Below are 18,178 nucleotides of genomic sequence, written 5' to 3'. Positions count from 1 at the left end.
ATGTGGCAGGTCACGCTGCGCGGTATCCGCGCTCATCTCGGCCGTTTCCTGCTGACCGCCCTGTCGGTCATGCTCGGAATCGCCTTCCTATCGGGCACACTCGCTCTGCGCGATGTGCTCGGGCAGACGTTCTCTAACCTCTCCGCCGGCACAGCGACAACGGATCTGTCGGTTCGCGGTACGCCGATTGAATCGGAGAACGCATTCGACGGGGCTAACTCGCCCCTCAGCGACACACTGACGGCGGAGATCGAGCAGGTCGACGGCGTTGACACGGCCATCCCTGTCTATTCGGGCAACGCCATCCTTATCGGGAACACCGGACAGCCGGCGAACGTCGGCCAGGCTCCACCCCTTGGATTCGCCTGGGTGGAACAGACTGACAGCCAGTTCCTCAGCGCGGGGCGTGCTCCCGAAAGCCGAGACGAAGTTGTCCTCGAGAGCGGCACTGCCGAGGCCGCCGGGCTCAGCGTCGGGGACTCGGCGGTCGTCCTCATCGACGCCGCGCCCATGGACGTTGAGGTCGTCGGTATCGTCAGCTTCGGCTCGAGCGTCGCGGGAGCCTCGATCACTCTCCTCGAGAATGACTTTGCCCGGGAATCCTTCAGTCCGAATGGGATGGTCTCCGAGATCGGCGTCCTTATCGGTGAGGGTGCGAGTCCCGAGACTGTGGCCTCCGCGATCGAAGCTGCACTCGATGTCGACGTGTTAACGAGCGAGGAGGTCCAGGCTGAGACTGAAGAACAGGTCTCGTTCGTCCTCGACCTCATCAACACGTTCCTCCTCGTCTTCGTCGCGATAGCTCTCGGCATCGGGATCTTCATCATCACGAACACGTTCCGGATCTCCGTGCGCCAGCGGCAGAAAGAATTTGCGCTGCTCCGCGCCATCGGTGCCGCACCACGGCAGGTCTTCAGCGTCGTGTTCGTCCAGGCCATCATCATCGGCCTCATTGGCTCCGCGCTGGGTGTCCTGCTCGGCCAGGGCCTCATCCTCGCGGTCAGGGCCGCAATTGAAGCGCTCGGCTTCCCACTCGATGCCGATCTCGTCATTCCGAGTGACGTTGTCGTCCTCTCTATTGTCATCGGTGTCATTGTCACCGTCATCTCTGCCCTCATGCCGGCACGCTCGGCGGCGCTCACGCCGCCAATAGAGGCGATGAGGGAGACGTCCGGTGCAAGCGAGAAACCACTCAAGGTCCGTAGCCTCATCGGTATTGTCACGCTGACGATTGGCGTCGTGACCTTCATTGTCGGCTCCTTGCGGATGGTCGAGGCGGCGGGATGGGCGATCGGGATCGGCGCCTTCCTCATCGTCGCGAGCGTCATCATTCTCTCCCCCGCCCTCATTAGGCCAGCGGTCGCCGTCCTTGGATGGCCAGCACGCCGGTGGTCACCCGTGCTCGGCAAGATCGCCTCCGAGTCGACTGCTGCAAGCCCGAGGAAGACCGCGTCAACCGCATCCGCCCTCATGATCGGCGTTGCTCTCGTCGCCACTGGTGCCACGCTCGCTGCCTCGATCAAGGCTTCCCTCAACGACATCATCGAAACCTCGGTCTCTGCCGACCTGCTCGTCACAATGAACGTTCCGATCACCGACCCGAGCGCCGGTGTTGCTGCCATGGAGTCCGTTGAGGGCGTCGAGAATGTCGACGCGTCGGTCCGATTTGGCGCCGCACTCACCGCGGATGAGACACCGAAGGCACAGACGACAACCGCCATGTCGACATCGGCGATTTCTCTGCTCGGCCTCGAGGTTGTCGACGGTAGCCTCGACGAATACAACAACGGTCAGGTCGCTGCTCTGCATGAGTCATTTGCGGAATCGGAGGAGCTCGGCGTTGGCGACGAGATCACACTCCTCGGCGTCGAAGGCCCCGTGACCCTCGAGGTAGGTGCCGTGCTTTCCTCGGAGATCATCATGTCCCCGATCTACGTGCCACAGGAGACGTTCGACCAGCTTCGGGTCGACACGTCGTTCGTCGCCCTCATGATCATCGACGTCGCAGAAGGCTACGAGATTACCGAGGTCAAGGACGATGTTATCGCCGCTGTCGAGGATATGTACATCTTCCAGGTGCTCGACGAGGACGGGCTCAAGGGGCTCGTCGGACAAACTGTCGACACGGTCCTCACGACGCTGTACGCGCTCCTTGGGCTGTCGATCGTCATCGCCGCACTCGGCATCGTCAACACTCTCTCCCTGTCGGTCGCAGATAGGACGCGGGAGATCGGCTTGTTGCGCGCGATCGGTCTGTCAAAGCGCGGGGTCCGCGGCACACTTCTCGTCGAGTCGATTATCATGTCCGTGCTTGGCGCAGTCATCGGTATCGTCGTCGGAGTGCCGCTCGCAATCGGCCTCAACGAGTATGTGTCGGACGATTCAACAGCGATCATTCACATTCCATACCTTTCGCTCGGCGTCATGCTTGTCGCTGCCGTCATCGTCGGCATCCTCGCATCGATCCTGCCAGCCCGCAGGGCGGCACGGCTCAACGTTCTCGACGCCATCGCAACCGAATAGCCAGTGAGGGAGAATTCCTCGTCGTTAGGGCTGGGCGTCACGCGCCCAGCCCTATACTTTTGACGTGCACTCTTCCTACTTCGAACCCGCCCACCGCGCCCTCAAAGATCATCTCTTCAGCAGAGGGCGCGACCAGGCGGAACTGCTCTATAGATACGAGCATTCGTTGCGCGTCGCCCACATCGGCCGCCGAGTCGCTGAAGCGGAGGGTCTGGACGCTGACAGACTCGAGCTCGCGTGTCTTCTGCACGACATCGGCAAGTTCGACGCGACGGTCGCAGTCGACCACGGACGTGTCGGTGCCGGTCTCGCTCAACCCATCCTCGAAGGGTTGGGATTGGATGAGGATGCGGTGCGGGAAATCTGCCAGGGAATCGCCATGCACGTCGACGGCACATGGAATTTCGACCCTCATTCCCCAGACCACCCGGGCCATGACCTGTTCACAGACGAGCCAAGCGTTCTCAGCCGGTCAGTTGGCGACTGCGACAACGTCGACCGCTACTCGCTCCTGCGGATCCACGGCACGATGAGTTGGGCCCGTTTTTCGGACAAGCCAGCGCACGCGGCAATCACATGGATCGACGACTATCTGGAGCTTCTCGACAACGAGCGCCGCTATCATTGCGCAACGACGACTGCCCAGCAGCTCTGGACCGAAGCACTCGACCGGCATGAATGGTACTTCCGCGAGCTTGCCGAGACTCTAAAGCCTGCTGACATCGAGAGTACGGACGTCTGAAACCGGTTCCGCACTGACCAGGCCGTCACTCCGGCTCCTGAGGGCACTTCGGTTAAGAAGAACGTTGGGCCGATCGAAAGCGATCGGCCCAACGCCTAGTAGACGGTTGCGACACCGAGGTCTCGGAAACGCTGTCGAACTGCCTCGGTCTCAGCGTTCGAGGGCGGCTCAACGTCGTCGAGCTCGTACCTCATGCCGAGTGTCTCCCACTTGTCTCTCCCCATCTGATGGAAGGGCAGGACCTCGAGCCGCTCAACATTCGGCCAGCGGGTGACGATCTTACCGACCGCGTCAATGTTCTCAGGAGCATCCGTGTGACCCGGGACGAGGACGAAGCGGACCCAGACTTTCTTGTCGAGCTTCGCGAGCCGATCGCCGAAGTCGATCGTCGGCTGGAGCTCACGGCCGGTCAAAGCCCGATAGGTCTGTGGAAGGCCTGACTTGACGTCGAGGAGGACGAGATCGAGATTCGCTAAGTCGGCGTCACTCATCGCTGAACCGAGATACCCGGATGTGTCGATCGCCGTGTGGATCCCGTGCTTCTTCGACTCCGCGAGAACGTTCTTCACGAAGGCGGGCTGCATGAGCGGCTCGCCTCCCGAGATCGTGAGTCCGCCCCCGCTGGCGGAAAAGACGACGCGGTAGCGAAGAATGCGCTGCATGACCGCGTCAAGCGTGACAGGCTCGCCGTCCTTCATCTTCATCGTGTCGGGGTTATGGCAGTAAAGACACCGGAGAGGGCACCCTGCCATAAACAGGGTCATGCGGGAGCCGGGCCCGTCGACGGCAGTCACAAGCTCCCAGGAATGGACGGAACCAAGCTGACCATCGCGCACCAAGGCGAGATGCTCCTCGCGAGACATCTCCGGGGCGGGGGCCAGCCCGGCGATACCGGAGCCAGCCACCCGGGGCACCTCGAAATCGAGAGCTTCGGGGGCGGCTACACCGGTGACACCGTCGGTCATACGCGATCGTGGAACGTGCGGGAGATGACGTCGAGCTGCTGCTCGCGAGTCAGTCGCACAAAGTTGACCGCGTAGCCCGATACCCGGATCGTCAGCTGCGGGTACTTCTGCGGGTTCTCCATCGCGTCGTAGAGGGTGTCGCGATTGAGAACGTTGATGTTGACGTGGAAGCCCTGCGAGACCATGTAGGAATCGAGAAGACCCACGAGATTCTTCACCTGCTCCGGCAGGTCACGGCCGAGCCCGGACGGGACGACGGTGTTTGTCAGCGAGATGCCGTCCTGCGCTTCCGAGTAAGGAAGCTTTGCCACCGACAGTGCAGAGGCGAGCATGCCGTGCGTGTCCCGGCCATTCATCGGATTCGCGCCCGGGGCGAACGGCTCACCCTTGCGGCGACCATCCGGGGTGTTGCCCGTGTGCTTGCCGTAGACGACGTTCGATGTGATCGTCAGGACCGACTGGGTGTGAAGGGAGTTGCGGTAGGTCGGTAGCTTGCGGATCTTCTCCATGAAGCTACGCACGAGCATGACCGCGATCTCGTCAACGCGATCATCGTCGTTACCGAAGGTCGGGTAATCGCCCTCGACCTCGTAGTCAACGACGAGGCCGTTGTCGTCCCGCACCGGCCTCACGGTCGCGTACTTAATCGCCGACAGGGAGTCGGCGGCGACGGACAGACCGGCGATGCCACAGGCCATCGTCCGAAGCACCTCGGCGTCGTGAAGCGCCATCTCGAGGCGCTCGTAGGCGTACTTGTCGTGCATGTAGTGGATGCAGTTGAGCGCGTCCACGTAGGACTGGGCGAGCCAGTCCATCATGACTTCGAGCTTGGCCTCAACATCGTCGTAGTCGAGGACGTCGCCGACGGCAGCGGGCTGCTCCGGTGCGATCTGCTCCCCCGAGATCTCGTCCCTGCCGCCGTTAATGGCGTAGAGGAGTGTCTTCGCGAGATTGACGCGGGCTCCGAAGAACTGCATCTGCTTGCCGATCGCCATCGCAGAAACGCAGCAGGCGATGCCAGCATCGTCACCCCAGCTGTCCTTGATGAGATCATCTGACTCGTACTGGATCGCGGACGTCTCGATCGATGTCTTCGCGCAGAACTCCTTGAAGCCCTCCGGAAGCTTGTCCGACCACAGGACGGTGAGGTTCGGTTCCGGGGCTGGGCCGAGGTTATGCAGGGTCTGGAGGAACCGGAACGAGCTCTTGGTGACGAGCGGCCGACCATCGTAACCGATGCCGCCAATCGACTCGGTCACCCATGTGGGGTCGCCAGAGAAAAGCTCATCGTACTCGGGCGTGCGGAGGAAGCGGACGATGCGAAGCTTGATGACGAAGTCATCAATGATTTCCTGCGCTTCTGCTTCAGTGATGAGGCCAGCCTCGAGGTCCCGCTGGAAGTAGACATCGAGGAAGGTGGAGACGCGTCCGAGCGACATAGCCGCACCGTTCTGCTCCTTCACGGCAGCAAGGTACGCGAAGTAGAGCCACTGGACCGCTTCCTTCGCGCTCCTCGCGGGCTGTGAGATGTCGAAACCATACGATTCGGCCATGGCCTTGAGCTGTCCGAGGGCACGGATTTGCTCAGATAGCTCCTCGCGGTCCCTGATGATGTCCTCAACGGAACGCAGATCATCGAGGGCAGCCTTCTCCGCGTGCTTCGCCTCAATGAGGTAGTCGACGCCGTAGAGCGGCACGCGACGGTAATCACCGATGATGCGGCCGCGCCCGTAGGCGTCCGGCAGGCCGGTGACGATGTGCGAGGAGCGTGCCTTGCGGACTGCGGGCGGGTACACGTCGAAGACGCCCTGGTTGTGCGTCTTCCGGTGGACGGTGAAGACCTCCTTGAGAAGGGGATCGACCTCGTAGCCGTATGTGCGGAGCGAGTTCTCGACCATGCGCCAACCGCCGTAGGGCATGATCGCGCGCTTGAGCGGCGCATCGGTCTGAAGGCCGACGATGAGCTCGTCGTCCTCGCTGATGTAGCCGGGGGCGTGCGACGTGATGGTCGACGGCGTGGACGCATCGACATCGTAGACGCCCCGCTCGCGCTCCTCCGGGAACATGCCGGACAGGATCTCCCAGATCTTCTGCGTCCGCTCGGTCGGCCCCGCCAAGAAGCTGTCATCACCAAGGTATGGTTTGTAATTCTTCTGAATAAAGTCCCGGACATCGACATGTTCGATCCATGATCCGGATTCGAACCCGGCCCATGCCCTTGTTTCGCTGATGACGCTCATTGACATTTCCTTCCCAGAGGGGCGGGTCGCGCCCCGTTATCTGTTATGAGGTAAGCCTAGGTTCGCTTGGTCCTCGCGTCGTGGGCCGGGGGTCCCAATTATGTACTGACTCCACCAAAACTGTCCGTGCATTTCGTCATAGTTGAGGACCTTAGGCGCTTACCAACACCCTGACAGGATGTGTATAGTGCGCAATTCCGCCGATTTCAGCCTTTTTCGGGTCGACCCGCCGCTGTCCGATAGCGGTCAACTGCGCTCGCGACTTCGTTGTTGTATTCGACACTTCGGTTGTAACTGTCGACCGCGGCAATCCAGTTGTCGGGTTCCCCGAGGTCCCCACCAACTCGGCACAGGAGTCGAGCGGCCGCGAGCGCGGCGTCGTCAATGTTCTGGGGATCCTCAATCCCGTCGAGGTTCCCGTCGGCACCGAAGCCGCCCCACGTCGACGGAATGAACTGCATCGGTCCAACGGCACGGTCCCATTCGGTATCACCGTCGAGGACTCCCCCGTCTGTGTCAGGAACTTCTGCGGTTCGTGTCCCATCGAGCGGGATGCCGACGATGGGGGGCGTCTGCTGACCGTCCTCATTGATCTGGCCGCCAAGGAGCAGGCCGTGACGTGACTCGACGTACCCGATGCCCGCAAGCGTCGCCCAGTCCAGGCGGCAACCTGGCAGGTCGGCCGCGAACGCGACATCGACGCCACCGTAGGCGCGCAGTGCACGCTCCGGTATGCCGGTGCCCTCCGCCGTGCGGGCAACCCAGTCATCTTCCGCGAGGCCAGCGACTCCTGATGGGCCGTACTCCAACCCGCTCGCGCGAGCGAATTGAACGTCAGCTGTCGGTGCGGTTCGCGACGGCGGGGCCTCACCCTTACCGGGTAGGAGCGATAGAGTGAGGACGATGGTGAGCAAGGCTCCGCCGGCAAGCATGATGCCAGTCGTGCTCTTCTGCCGTGCCATGTGCCTCCCTCTCCCCTATTCAACCGGGCGGCGGCCCGCCCACCAAGGGATCGTGGCGTGAACATGGTCATGGGGAGGTGCTGTGGCGCCGCCTCCCCATAGATTTTTACTGAGTTGCATCCATTGATTGGAGAGCGCCGTAGAGGGCCTCCACCGTTTCGCACGTGTCTTTTGGCGGGGTGTAATTGTCGGTGAGTGCGCGTAGCTCGGCGAAGAGTGCGTTCCCGTCCCCATCGCCAGCACTGACGGTCTCGACGATTTGACGAATCCTCGTCATTTCCGGGTGGCTGGGCCCGTGGACCCGTTCGACGATTGGCGCCAGCTCGAGTGCTCTATCTACAGACATGTGGTGTCCCTTCTCGTTGTTCTCTCATCATCATCGAGAACGTTGGGCACGTCATTGACCGCCATCAATCACCCACAGCGCGGGCGGCACACAAGGGGCGGCCCTGCTCGTGAGCAGGGCCGCCAAGGCGTGCACTAGGCTGCGTGGATGTCCCGGTACTGTCCGGCTCAACGCTCTCTACGCAAGGGCAAGGAAGAGCTTTTCGAGTTCGTCAGTCGTGATCCCGTCGCGCTCCTCGGTTCCTTGCGGATCAACGAGGCAGTTCTCCATTGCGGTGGAGACCATGAGGAAACCGGCCCTGTTGAGGGCGTGTGTCACTGCCGCGAGCTGGGTGACGACGTCCCGGCAGGAGTCCCCCCGTTCAGCAGCGGCGATGACAGCGTCAAGTTGTCCCCGCGCCCTCTTCAGACGATTGCTGATCTTGCGCTGCGCCGCAGCGTCATCGATGGCCATGGTCAATCCTTCCCTGCCGCAGGTTCAGCGGCGACGACATCATGTTGGTCTACGACTGGTTCAGGCCTCGCGCACGACTGGGTCATGCCAGACGTGCATCGGCCTGTGAACGCCATGCGCAGGGCGATGAAGGTCATGACGCCCGCACCTACCGCGACAATTGGAGTCTCCCCTGCCATGTCGATCGTTGTCACCAAAAGGATGAGAGCGATGATGCCAGCGAGAATCCGGTCGCGTGTGTGCAACCGACCGCACATGTCAGCTGACCCCTGCCGGCACCTTGATGATGTCGTCGGCCTGTGCGCCGAGGACGGCCCGGAGCGTGATGATACCGCCGGACAGGGACGCCGAATCGTAGCCCGCCTGGGTGAGAACCCGGTGCGCTATCGCTGACCTGACGCCCGAGGCGCACATGACGCGAACGGGACGACCGCCAGCGGCGTCGGCGACTTCATCGAGACGGTCGCGTAGCTCGGTGTGGGGGATGTGGAGGGCTCCGGGGATCATCCCGCCCGCAACCTCGCCCGCGCTTCGCACGTCGAGAATCAAGGTATCGGTCATGTCGTCAAGCTCATCCGCGTACCACAGCTTGAGGATTCCGTCGATGACATTCGAGCCAGCCATGCCTGCCAGGTTGACCGCGTCTTTTGCCTGGCCGTAGGGCGGGGAATACGTGAGATCAAGATCGATGAGATCGTCGATGAGGGAATTGTTGCGGATCGCGGTGGCGAGCACATCAATACGCTTATCGACCCCATCCGATCCAACTGCTTGCGCGCCGAGTAGCTTGCCGTCCTCACGAGCGAAGTGAACAGTCAAGTGAATCTGCTGAGCACCGGGGAAGTACCCAGCGTGCTGAAGCGGGTGAAGATGAAGTGTGTGGAACGGGATTCCGGCGGCCTCAAGCGAGCGGCGGTTCGCTCCCGTCATGGCCGCTGTCAGCTCGCCCACCCGCACGATCGACGTGCCCAGGGGGCGGGGAATCGGACGTGCCAGCTCGGGAGCCATAATGAAGTCGGCCACGAGGCGGCCGGCCCTGTTGGCTGGGCCCGCGAGTGCGACAGGGCGGCGGATGCCAGTGACGGGATCAGTGCTGACAGTCGCGTCCCCGACCGCGAACACATCGGGCAGAGAGGTGCGACCGCGCTCGTCGACGACGATGGCGCCGCGTTCGGTGTCGATACCGCTCGAGTCGAGGAACGACGTGTTGGGCCGGACACCGACGGATAGGACGATGAGGTCCGTCTCGATCTGCGTCCCGTCCGACAGGATGATCGTGTCGCTGTGCTCGTTCGGGATGATCTGCTGCGCGGCGACACCCTCGCGGGTGGTGATGCCGATGCGTCGCAATTCCTCGCTGACAAGCCACGCCTGTTCAGAGTCGAGCGGAGGAAGGACGTGGGGTGCGAGTTCGACAATCGTCGTGTCGACACCCGCCATCGCCAGCGCTTCGGCAGCTTCGAGCCCAATGAATCCAGCTCCGAAGACGACGGCGCGGCGAACGCCGCGCTCGACGTACTCCCGCACGGCAACTGCGTCATCAACTGTCCGCAGGGTGTGCAGACGTGTCGACTCTTCGAGACCCTCGATGTCGGGCCGCAGGGCCGTGGCTCCGGGGGCGAGAATGAGCTTGTCGTAGGAAATCGTGTCCTCTGCACCTTCGTGGGCGACCGTCACCGAATGAGCCTTCGCATCGACCGCGATAACGTCGTGGCCGAGACGAACATCGAGGTTGAGGGACGCAGCCAGCGACTCTGGCGTCTGGACCAGCAGCTTCGAGCGATCAGTGATCTCACCGCCGACGTAGTACGGCAGGCCGCAGTTCGCGAACGACACATACGGGCCGCGCTCCAGCACGATGATCTCCGCGGATTCATTGAGCCTGCGGGCGCGAGCCGCGAAGCTCATTCCGCCAGCGACACCACCGACAACAACAATTCTCATTAGGTCCTCCTCAGGAGCGCGCTCTCCGCACTCGCCTCGTCCAGAATACCCGCGGGGGTATATCGGGTCAACGTGTGGGAATCTCAGCAAGTCATGAGAACTGTCACAAGAACGGCAGTCCGGCGATGCGCTCAACCGGGTCACAGCCGGTCGAACCGCTCAGATTCTTCCAACGTCCGTGCGCTTCTCCGCCTGGAAAACATCTTCGTCACGGCCACGGGCCCAATACCCGGAGATCGATAGACGGTCGCGCGGGACCTCGAGATCGCTGAAGACGCGACGAAGGCGCTTGACCGCCTCACGCTCGCCGTGAGCAAAGACTGAGATGTCTCCCCCGGGCGGGAGATCGAGGGCCTGCACGCGCCCGGCAAGGGTTGCGTCGTCGCCTGAATGACGACGGACCAACCATTCTATGGCCATCCCCGCGGGTGCGGCGAGCGGCAACGGATGAGAGTCGACTTCAATGATGGCGGCGCCACGCGCGTCGTTCGGGAGGCGCTCTACACCGGCCGCTATTGCGGGAAAAGCAGACTCATCTCCGACAAAGAGGTGATAATCGGCCTCGGGCTTGGGCGACCAGGCGCCGCCAGGTCCCATGAATTGAACGAGATCTCCCGGCGCAGCCGATCGCGCCCATGGCGCGGCAATCCCAGTCTCACCGTGGATAACGAAGTCGATCGATATCGACTCGTGGTCGACGGATCGGACGGTGTATGTGCGGGTCATCGGCCAGTGCTCCCTCGGCGCGGTCGCACGGATGTGGGCGACATCAACCGGTGTCGGGTACGGTCTGCCAGCAGGGTCGAAGACGAGCTTGATGTAGGAGTCGGCGTGCCCAGCATTGACGAACGCGCCAAAGTTCGGCCCGCCGACGACGAGGCGCAGCATGTGGGGCGTGAGCCATGTCCGTCCAAGGACCTCGAGGTGGGTGGTGGGTCGGTTGGGCCTGGTCATCGTTCTCCAGTGATCGCGTGGAACGTCGCGCGACGGATGGTCCTCGCGCGCCAATTAACATGTGCTCTAGTAGTAGGACGCCATGAGGCCGTCGTCGGTCTGGAGGATTTTCACATCGGTGTGGAACACGCGGGAGAGAACCTCTTCGGTCATGATGTCGTCAACCCTGCCAACTTCCGTCACCTTCCCGTCGTTCATCGCGACAATGTAGTCGGCGTAACGGGCGGCAAAGTTGATGTCGTGAATGACGATGACAAACGTGCGTCCCAGTTCATCTGCTGCGCGCCGGAGCTGCCTCATCATTTGAACGGAATGCTGCATGTCAAGGTTGTTGAGCGGTTCATCGAGGAGCACGAACTCGGTGTTCTGCGCGAGCACCATGGCGACGTAGGCGCGCTGCCGTTGGCCGCCCGACAGCTGGTCGAGGTACCTGTGCTCGAGGTCAGTGAGGTTGAGGAAGTCGATGGCTTCGGTGATGTAATACTCGTCTTCGTCAGTTAGCCTGCCCTGCGAGTACGGGTAGCGCCCGAAACCGACGAGCTGGCGCACCGTCAGCCTCGTGATGAAGTGGTTCTCCTGCCGGAGAATGGACAGCGTCCGCGCAATGGCCTTCGAGGACGCCTTGCGCACATCCTGGCCGGCGACTTCGATGGTGCCCTCGTCGATGTCGAGGAGGCGCCCGATCATCGTGAGAATCGTTGACTTGCCGGCACCGTTCGGGCCGACGAGAGCGGTGATGCCGCCCTGGGGGATATCGAGGGTGACGGGACCGATGCGGACGTCATCCGAGTAACCTTTGTGACGTGTCGGAGCCTTATCACAGGCGCCCCTTTCTCATGATGACGACGAGGAAGACGAGACCGCCGATGAGCTCGATGATGACGGTGACGGCTCCGCCGGCATAGAAGACGTTGCGGAGGATGAAGTACGCCCCGCTCAAGACGACGAAGCCGAGAAGGACCGCAACTGGGTAGATGAGCCGGTGGTCGTAGGTGTCTGTCAGCGAGTACGCGAGGGTGGCGATGAGGAAGCCAAGGAATGTCATCGGCCCGACGAGAGACGTCGTCATCGCCATGAGAATGGAGACGAGCAGGAGGATGATCATCGTTTCCCGGCGATGATTCATCCCGAGGTTCGAGCACACATCTCTGCCGAGGGCGAGGACGTTGAGGCGGCGAGCGCGGAACCACAGGAGCGTCGACACGATGACGACGGTTGGGATGACAATCGGAAGATCATCCGTGTTCGCGTTCGAGATGTTTCCGAAAAGCCGTGCCGTGAGGACATCGAACTCGTTCGGGTCGAGGAGCCGCTGCATGAAGGTCGACAGCGCTCCGAGGCCCCCGCCGATGACGACACCGACGAGGAGCATGATGTGCATGTTCCCGAACCGGCCGGACAGGAGCCATCCGTAGAGCGCCCCGGCGAAGCCGATCATGAGGAGGACTTGGAAGATGAACTGGCCGGTTCCTGCAACCATCGTCACGCCCGCCGCGCCGAATAGGAAGACGACCGCTGTCTGGATTGCAATGTAGAGAGACTCAAAGCCCATGATCGACGGAGTGATGATGCGATTCGCCGTGACGGTTTGGAAGCTGACGGTCGCGAACGCTTGGCACACGGCGACGATGAGCATGACAACGAGCGCATCGGCTCTCATGGAAGCGATTCGCCAGTAGCCTTCGGAGCCGAACGGCATCCCGTTGTCATAGGTGAGGATCGCGAACGCCAAACCAAGCGCACGAGGGCAAGCGTCACGACAATTGCGGTGTAGCGAACCTTCTGCCGCTTCGTGACGATCGGTCCGGAGCATCCTGCCCTCCGGCACCTCTTCGGGTGGGCCCGGCACGACTGGCATGTCGCCGGCCTCGGTAGCGTGCTCGCTTCATGCACTTCACACCGGCCCTCGTCCCAGAGCGCCTCTGAAACGACGCGGTCCTCAACAGTTTCAGCCACGACGCTGCCTCACAAGTAGGAACACAAAGACGACGGCGCCGAGGACGCCAAGGATGAGGGAGACGGGAACTTCAAATGGCATGATAATCGTCCGCCCGATGATGTCTGAGATCGTCACGACCCAAATACCGACGAGCGCAACCCACGGAAGGTTGGTCCGCAGGTTATCTCCTCTGGAGAGCGAGACGACATTCGGCACAATGAGGCCGAGGAACGGGAGGGCGCCGATGACGACCGTGACGACTCCCGTCACGGCTGCGACGATACTGATGCCGGTGAAGATGATGGCGTCGTAGTTGAGTCCGACATTCGTGGCCACGTCCTTACCGAGTCCAGCCACGGTGAACCGGTCAGCGATGAGGAAAACGATGACGAGCAGGACAATGACGACCCATAGAAGTTCGTAACGGCCACGTACGACCGTCGTGAAAGAACCCGCGAACCAGATACCGAGGTTCTGGAGCATGTCCGTCTGGAGCGCGAGGAACGTGGAGAACGCGCCAACGACAGCCCCGAGCATAATCCCGACGATCGGGACGATAAGGGAGGACTTGAACGTCACCCTGCGCAGAAACATGAAGAACACGATCGTGCCAACGAAGGCAAAGACAATCGCGCCAATCATTCTCACGATGATGGGAGATCCTGGAAAGAGGATCATTGTTGTCAGGAGGCCCAGTCCCGCCCATTCCGTCGTCCCCGTCGTCGACGGCTCGACAAACCTGTTTTGGGTCATGAGTTGCATGACCAAGCCCGCAATCGACATTGCGGCACCCGCGAGGACAAGGGCAATCGTGCGTGGCACGCGGGTGATGAAGAACATCTCCGCCCCGCCCTCGCCCGAGATGTCGAAGACTCCGACGAAGAGAGACGCCGTGACGAGTCCGATCGTCAGAACGCTGCCGATGGCGAGCGACCGCTTCGACGCGGTTGCGCGGCCCCGCACGTCATTTTGGATCTTCACATCAGTCATCGTGGTGTCACTCTCTCAGCGACGGGCTGGGCGGCACCGGCCGCCCAGCCAACGCATCATTTCGCCTGGAAGGCGTCCGCCATCTGGTTGAACAGCCCCGTGTAGTGCTGAATATCTTCTGCGACGTAGAAGTTCGGGTCGAGGTAGATGATGTTGCCCTCCTTGACCGCAGTCACACCGGCAAGCGCCTCCGACTCGGCGATGATTTCTTTCGCGCTCGCGGCACCCTCCGTTCCTGCGCCTGCATCGCGGTCAAGAACGACGATCCAGTCCGGATTCGCATCGGCGATGGCCTCAACTGAGATGTCATCGCCCTGATGGTTGGATGAGCCAGCGCGGTCCAGTGCTGGGGTGAGTCCCAGGACATCGAAGACGGGGCCGATGGTCCGACCTGTCGACGGCGCCACGTAGTTGATCGAGCCGCCCGTCGTCATAAGGCCGACGACCGTCTGGTCGGAGTCATAGGACTCTGCGGCACGTTCAATCGATTCATCGAAGTCGGAAATCAGTTGCTCCGCGTCGGCCTGCCTGCCAAAGATGTCGCCGAGAAGGGAGGTGAGCTCACGCAGACCATCGTCGATCGGCACGTTCTCGACGTCGACGTCAGTGCTGACGAACGCGGCATCTCCAACGAGGTCGCGAATATCCTGCTCGTATTGAGCGAAGCGCTGTCCATTGAGGATGAGATCGGGCTGAACGGTAATGAACGCTTCCATATTCGGTTCGCGATGGTTGCCGAGATTCTCGAGCTCGTCACTTTCGGTGTAGACAGAGAGCGACTCATCCGCGACGGGCATGATGTCGATCGGCGCGGCCGAGAGCTCAATGCCCCAATCTGCGAGTGTGCCGAAGATCCGATTGTCCGTCGCGATGATCGACTGAGGATCGGCTGGCAACTCAACCGTATTGCCCGCCATGTCCGTCACCGTCGAGGCTGCGCTATCCGCCGGGTCTGTCGTCTCTTCAGACGTACTCGCCCCGCGCGTTGCTTCTGCCTCCGCGTCGGCTGTGTCCTCACCGCAAGCGCTGAGTGTCAGCGCCGCTGCTGCCGCGACAGCGACGAGGCTGAGGGATCGGGAGTGAATGCTCATCCATACTTCTTTCTGACAAATCGTCGAACGGTCCCTCCGTTCAGAGGTAAGGCTAACCTAAATTATTTACGAAACAACAATCGTTCGTAATTGATTCCTCAATGTGGTCAAGCACCGCCTGGGAACCCCCAGGGATATCCTGCAAAAACAGCGTGAGCGGTGCTCAACCCTTCCTCTGACGATGATGGAGATCACGCGATCTCGGGGCTCGACGCGCCTCATATCAGCCGCGCGTGACCGCCTCTTCGGTCCGCACTTTCTGCTCGGATACGCCCCTCGTGGTCGGCGAGATGGTCGCGGGTTTGCAGCGACCGTCAACCCCTCTGCGAGCCTGCGCCAAAACACGTGAAGATTCGTCCAATCCATCTTGGCCACCGCTCCGAACCATAGGCACCGGCAGCCGAGATCTGGCTACCGATGAAGCACCGAAAACTCTAGGAGAGACCATGACCCGCTCAATTCGCACACGAACCTCCGCAGCCCTCAGCGCCGCTGTGCTGACAGTGCTCACGCTGGCCGCCTGCTCCGACGACACGACAGAAGATGCCGAGCCGACAATGGAGGAGACGACCGCCCAAGAAGAGACGACCATGGCCGAAGAGGAGATGGACGAGGAAACCGAGTCCGAGTCGCCGGACGAGATGGAAACCGTTGATGGTCCGTTCGGTCCGGGTTGCGCCGCCTATGTTGAAGCCAACCCGAGTGGCCCTGCGTCGGTTGGGGGCATGGCTGAAGGTAACGTCGTCGACGCCGTCATCGCCAACCCCGAACTGCAGACCCTTAAAGCGGCTGTCGCCGGAGAGCTCAACCCTGACGTCAACCTGGTCGACACCCTCGCGGGTGGAGAGTTCACGGTGCTAGCACCGATCAACGACGCCTTCGCTGCCCTCCCTGAGGAGGACCTCAACGCTGTCGTTTCCGACGCTGACACGCTGACAAGTGTGCTGACCTACCATGTGATTCCTGGACGTCTTGGCCCCGATGAGATCGTCGGAGAGCATGAGACAGTCAACGGTGCCACTGTCACCATCGAAGGGTCGGGAGATGACCTCCAGTTCGATGGAGCGGGACTTGTCTGCGGCAACGTCGATACGACGAACGCGACGGTCTACATGATCGACTCGGTGCTTCTGCCCTCGGCGACGAGGCCGGGCTTCTTATCAAGAAGATCGCCGACAGGGACCGGGACGCATTCGCGAGCCTGTATGAATTGTCAGGCGGGATGCTCCTCGCTACGATCGTTCGCGTTGTCCGAGACCGGGACCTTGCCGAAGAGGTGCTCCACGAGTGCTTCACCTACATCTGGACTTCTGCGCAGAGCTTTAACCCCGCACGCGGTTCAGGAACCGGCTGGCTGGTCACGCTGGCCCGGAGTCGAGCGATCGACTGCGTAAGGTCCACTGCGTCACAGAGGAAGCGCGACACTGTCCAAGGAATTCGTGAGATCAACGTGACCTCCAGGAGTGTCGCAGACGAGGTTGAGACCCGGATCGAATCGGCGCGCGCTGCCACAGCTCTGCGTTTGCTACCTCCGGAGCAGGGGCGAATGATCGCCCTCGTCTATTACGAAGGGCTCACGCATCAGCAGGTCGCGGATCGCACTGGCGTTCCGCTCGGGACTGTTAAGACACGTGTGAGGGACGGATTGAAAAAGCTACGAGACGAGATGGAAAGAGTCCGATGATCGACAGGGAGTATTTGGCCGCCGGGCTCATATTCGGCGGACTATCTCGCGATGACGAAGAGCTCGCTCTCAGCCTCGAGCAGGACGATCCCGACTTCGCTCACCTCGTCGCCGATTTCGCTGAAGCCGAATCGGCACTCGCACTGAGCGACTCGTCAGAACAGCCCTCAGCCGAGATAACAGCCCGTATCCTCGCGATACCGCAAGGTACGGCATCGCCCGCGCACGTTGGCGACAATGACTCTTCCCCGAACGGCGTTGTCTCGCTCGATACTTTCCGCCGCGAATCGCGCTGGAAGCGGACCTCGCTTGCCCTCGCCGGAGTTGGCGCAGCCGCCTCGCTGGCATTCGGCGTTGTCGTCTTCAACCTCGCGAGTGAGCTGGGTGAGTTGCGGGAGGAGATGGAGGCCGTACAGTCTGAGCGCGGCGACTTGGAGCGGCTCATGCAGGCAGATGATCTCTCGATCGCCGACGCATCCTTGCCCGGTGATGAGTCTGCCAAGATCACTGTCATGGCCTCCGTCAACGAAGGCCTCGTGCGAGTCCAGACTGCGAACATCACAATCCCTGAGGGACAGGACATGCAGATGTGGCTCATCAGTAGCGACGGTGCCACTCCCATGGGGCTTATCGACACGTCACATCCTGGCGTCGAGTCCCTTCCGATCCCCTCTAACGCAGAACTCGGCTTCACCATGGAGCCGGCGGGCGGCACCGACACTCTCGACGGCCCGCCCGTTGTGTCCATCAAGCTTTAGGACGTCATGACAGAATCACCGTGGATTGAACGATCAAGGACAGCCGTCCGGCTGGCACTGGGTGCTGGCATGACATTTGCCGGGCTCGCCCATCTCACCGTCGCTCGGCAAGAGTTCCAGGCGCAGGTGCCGAGCTGGGTCCCTGTCGATGAGGACCTTGTCGTCATCGGATCCGGCGCAGTCGAGATCGGCCTCGGCCTTGCGCTCCTTCTCCTGCCGAACCATAGGCGATGGACGGGCATCGCCCTCGCGCTCTTTTACATCGCGATCTTCCCTGGCAACATCGGCCAATATGTTGAAGGTATCGACGGCTTCGGTCTCGACACTGACACCAAGAGGTTCGCGCGACTCTTCTTCCAGCCGGTGCTCGTCCTGCTCGCTCTGTGGGCCGCAGGCTTTCCACGGCTCAAAGAGCGCAACCATTCGTCGTCTACCTGAGCGCACCAGAAGAGGGAAACAACAGAGGCCCGGTTCCGAAGAACCGGGCCTCTGCCAATGGTGGCGGGGGCAGTGTCCTGGTGCAGGACATAGGAATAGGGTGTCGCGGGACATCGGAATAGCATGTCGCACGTCATCGGAATGCTGCA

17 protein-coding genes and 1 pseudogene are annotated in these 18,178 nt (G+C 61.6%); 6 read left to right on the top strand and 12 right to left on the bottom strand.

Translation table 11 applies throughout. The features are described 5' to 3' along the window. Nucleotides 1-2,523 (top strand): ABC transporter permease, encoded by a 2,523-nt coding sequence (locus H7E91_RS07685; protein WP_182354503.1) that lies wholly within the window; start codon nucleotides 1-3, stop codon nucleotides 2,521-2,523. Nucleotides 2,524-2,587: 64 nt separating this feature from the next. Continuing rightward, nucleotides 2,588-3,265, top strand: coding sequence for an HD domain-containing protein (locus H7E91_RS07680; RefSeq protein ID WP_182354502.1), 678 nt, complete (start codon nucleotides 2,588-2,590; stop codon nucleotides 3,263-3,265). 95 nt (nucleotides 3,266-3,360) lie between these two features. On the opposite strand, the gene pflA is transcribed toward H7E91_RS07680, so the two are convergent. The 12 genes from pflA to H7E91_RS07620 all read right to left on the bottom strand — a co-directional run bounded on the left by pflA (nucleotide 3,361) and on the right by H7E91_RS07620 (nucleotide 15,149). Then, nucleotides 3,361-4,230, bottom strand: a complete 870-nt coding sequence (pflA, locus tag H7E91_RS07675) for a pyruvate formate-lyase-activating protein (RefSeq protein ID WP_182354501.1) — start codon at nucleotides 4,228-4,230, stop codon at nucleotides 3,361-3,363. Further along, a complete protein-coding gene (gene pflB, locus H7E91_RS07670; RefSeq protein ID WP_206680383.1) occupies nucleotides 4,227-6,470 on the bottom strand; it encodes a formate C-acetyltransferase in 2,244 nt (747 codons plus the stop codon). Before pflB ends, pflA begins: the two co-directional genes overlap by 4 nt. A 206-nt stretch (nucleotides 6,471-6,676) precedes the next feature. After that, on the bottom strand, nucleotides 6,677-7,432 hold the full coding sequence (locus H7E91_RS07665) for a lysozyme family protein (RefSeq protein WP_182354499.1): 756 nt from the start codon (nucleotides 7,430-7,432) through the stop codon (nucleotides 6,677-6,679). Nucleotides 7,433-7,538: 106 nt separating this feature from the next. After that, a complete protein-coding gene (locus H7E91_RS07660) occupies nucleotides 7,539-7,778 on the bottom strand; it encodes a hypothetical protein (protein WP_182354498.1) in 240 nt (79 codons plus the stop codon). 177 nt (nucleotides 7,779-7,955) lie between these two features. Beyond that, nucleotides 7,956-8,231 carry a metal-sensitive transcriptional regulator gene (locus H7E91_RS07655; protein WP_182354497.1) on the bottom strand — a complete coding sequence of 92 codons (276 nt, stop codon included), beginning with the start codon at nucleotides 8,229-8,231 and terminating at the stop codon, nucleotides 7,956-7,958. A gap of 2 nt (nucleotides 8,232-8,233) precedes the next feature. Beyond that, a complete protein-coding gene (locus H7E91_RS07650) occupies nucleotides 8,234-8,476 on the bottom strand; it encodes a hypothetical protein (RefSeq protein ID WP_182354496.1) in 243 nt (80 codons plus the stop codon). A 13-nt stretch (nucleotides 8,477-8,489) separates the two neighbouring features. Continuing rightward, entirely contained in the window at nucleotides 8,490-10,175 is a 1,686-nt protein-coding gene (locus tag H7E91_RS07645) for an FAD-dependent oxidoreductase (RefSeq protein WP_182354495.1), read from the bottom strand. Between the two features lie 159 nt (nucleotides 10,176-10,334). Beyond that, nucleotides 10,335-11,129, bottom strand: a complete 795-nt coding sequence (locus H7E91_RS07640; RefSeq protein ID WP_182354494.1) for a siderophore-interacting protein — start codon at nucleotides 11,127-11,129, stop codon at nucleotides 10,335-10,337. A 66-nt stretch (nucleotides 11,130-11,195) separates the two neighbouring features. Next, nucleotides 11,196-11,903: an ATP-binding cassette domain-containing protein gene (locus H7E91_RS07635; protein WP_182354531.1), complete on the bottom strand. Its 708-nt coding sequence runs from the start codon at nucleotides 11,901-11,903 to the stop codon at nucleotides 11,196-11,198. 43 nt (nucleotides 11,904-11,946) lie between these two features. Then, a complete protein-coding gene (locus H7E91_RS07630; protein WP_241698461.1) occupies nucleotides 11,947-12,987 on the bottom strand; it encodes an iron chelate uptake ABC transporter family permease subunit in 1,041 nt (346 codons plus the stop codon). Nucleotides 12,988-13,077: 90 nt separating this feature from the next. Then, entirely contained in the window at nucleotides 13,078-14,058 is a 981-nt protein-coding gene (locus H7E91_RS07625; protein WP_182354493.1) for an ABC transporter permease, read from the bottom strand. A 56-nt stretch (nucleotides 14,059-14,114) separates the two neighbouring features. Further along, on the bottom strand, nucleotides 14,115-15,149 hold the full coding sequence (locus H7E91_RS07620; protein WP_182354492.1) for a siderophore ABC transporter substrate-binding protein: 1,035 nt from the start codon (nucleotides 15,147-15,149) through the stop codon (nucleotides 14,115-14,117). A 290-nt stretch (nucleotides 15,150-15,439) separates the two neighbouring features. Between H7E91_RS07620 and H7E91_RS12130 the strand changes: the two are divergent. The 4 genes and pseudogenes from H7E91_RS12130 to H7E91_RS07600 form a co-directional block, all read left to right on the top strand. After that, a pseudogene (locus tag H7E91_RS12130) lies at nucleotides 15,440-16,273 on the top strand (fasciclin domain-containing protein); the annotation flags it as partial. Nucleotides 16,274-16,371: 98 nt separating this feature from the next. Then, complete coding sequence (locus H7E91_RS11770) at nucleotides 16,372-16,833, top strand: sigma-70 family RNA polymerase sigma factor (protein WP_182354491.1); 462 nt, start codon at nucleotides 16,372-16,374, stop codon at nucleotides 16,831-16,833. Next, entirely contained in the window at nucleotides 16,830-17,591 is a 762-nt protein-coding gene (locus tag H7E91_RS07605) for an anti-sigma factor (protein WP_182354490.1), read from the top strand. The genes H7E91_RS11770 and H7E91_RS07605 overlap by 4 nt, the downstream gene beginning before the upstream one ends. Before the next feature lie 6 nt (nucleotides 17,592-17,597). Continuing rightward, on the top strand, nucleotides 17,598-18,029 hold the full coding sequence (locus tag H7E91_RS07600) for a DoxX family protein (RefSeq protein WP_182354489.1): 432 nt from the start codon (nucleotides 17,598-17,600) through the stop codon (nucleotides 18,027-18,029). The last annotated feature ends 149 nt before the right edge of the window (nucleotides 18,030-18,178 follow it).

The sequence above is a fragment of the Flaviflexus huanghaiensis genome (assembly GCF_014118685.1).
GTDB classification, from domain to species: domain Bacteria; phylum Actinomycetota; class Actinomycetes; order Actinomycetales; family Actinomycetaceae; genus Flaviflexus; species Flaviflexus huanghaiensis.
This window is presented reverse-complemented; position numbering and strand designations above follow the sequence as displayed.

Excerpts from the sequence above, each read along its gene's own strand:
- H7E91_RS07630 (WP_241698461.1), bottom strand. The coding sequence starts at position 12,987 with ATGCCAGTCGTGCCGGGCCCACCCGAAGAGGTGCCGGAGGGCAGGATG.
- H7E91_RS07600 (WP_182354489.1), top strand. The coding sequence starts at position 17,598 with ATGACAGAATCACCGTGGATTGAACGATCAAGGACAGCCGTCCGGCTG.
- H7E91_RS07605 (WP_182354490.1), top strand. The coding sequence starts at position 16,830 with ATGATCGACAGGGAGTATTTGGCCGCCGGGCTCATATTCGGCGGACTA.
- H7E91_RS07685 (WP_182354503.1), top strand. The coding sequence starts at position 1 with ATGTGGCAGGTCACGCTGCGCGGTATCCGCGCTCATCTCGGCCGTTTC.
- H7E91_RS07645 (WP_182354495.1), bottom strand. The coding sequence starts at position 10,175 with ATGAGAATTGTTGTTGTCGGTGGTGTCGCTGGCGGAATGAGCTTCGCG.
- H7E91_RS11770 (WP_182354491.1), top strand. The coding sequence starts at position 16,372 with ATGCTCCTCGCTACGATCGTTCGCGTTGTCCGAGACCGGGACCTTGCC.
- H7E91_RS07665 (WP_182354499.1), bottom strand. The coding sequence starts at position 7,432 with ATGGCACGGCAGAAGAGCACGACTGGCATCATGCTTGCCGGCGGAGCC.
- H7E91_RS07640 (WP_182354494.1), bottom strand. The coding sequence starts at position 11,129 with ATGACCAGGCCCAACCGACCCACCACCCACCTCGAGGTCCTTGGACGG.
- H7E91_RS07655 (WP_182354497.1), bottom strand. The coding sequence starts at position 8,231 with ATGGCCATCGATGACGCTGCGGCGCAGCGCAAGATCAGCAATCGTCTG.
- H7E91_RS07660 (WP_182354498.1), bottom strand. The coding sequence starts at position 7,778 with ATGTCTGTAGATAGAGCACTCGAGCTGGCGCCAATCGTCGAACGGGTC.
- pflA (WP_182354501.1), bottom strand. The coding sequence starts at position 4,230 with ATGACCGACGGTGTCACCGGTGTAGCCGCCCCCGAAGCTCTCGATTTC.
- H7E91_RS07625 (WP_182354493.1), bottom strand. The coding sequence starts at position 14,058 with ATGACTGATGTGAAGATCCAAAATGACGTGCGGGGCCGCGCAACCGCG.
- pflB (WP_206680383.1), bottom strand. The coding sequence starts at position 6,470 with ATGAGCGTCATCAGCGAAACAAGGGCATGGGCCGGGTTCGAATCCGGA.
- H7E91_RS07620 (WP_182354492.1), bottom strand. The coding sequence starts at position 15,149 with ATGAGCATTCACTCCCGATCCCTCAGCCTCGTCGCTGTCGCGGCAGCA.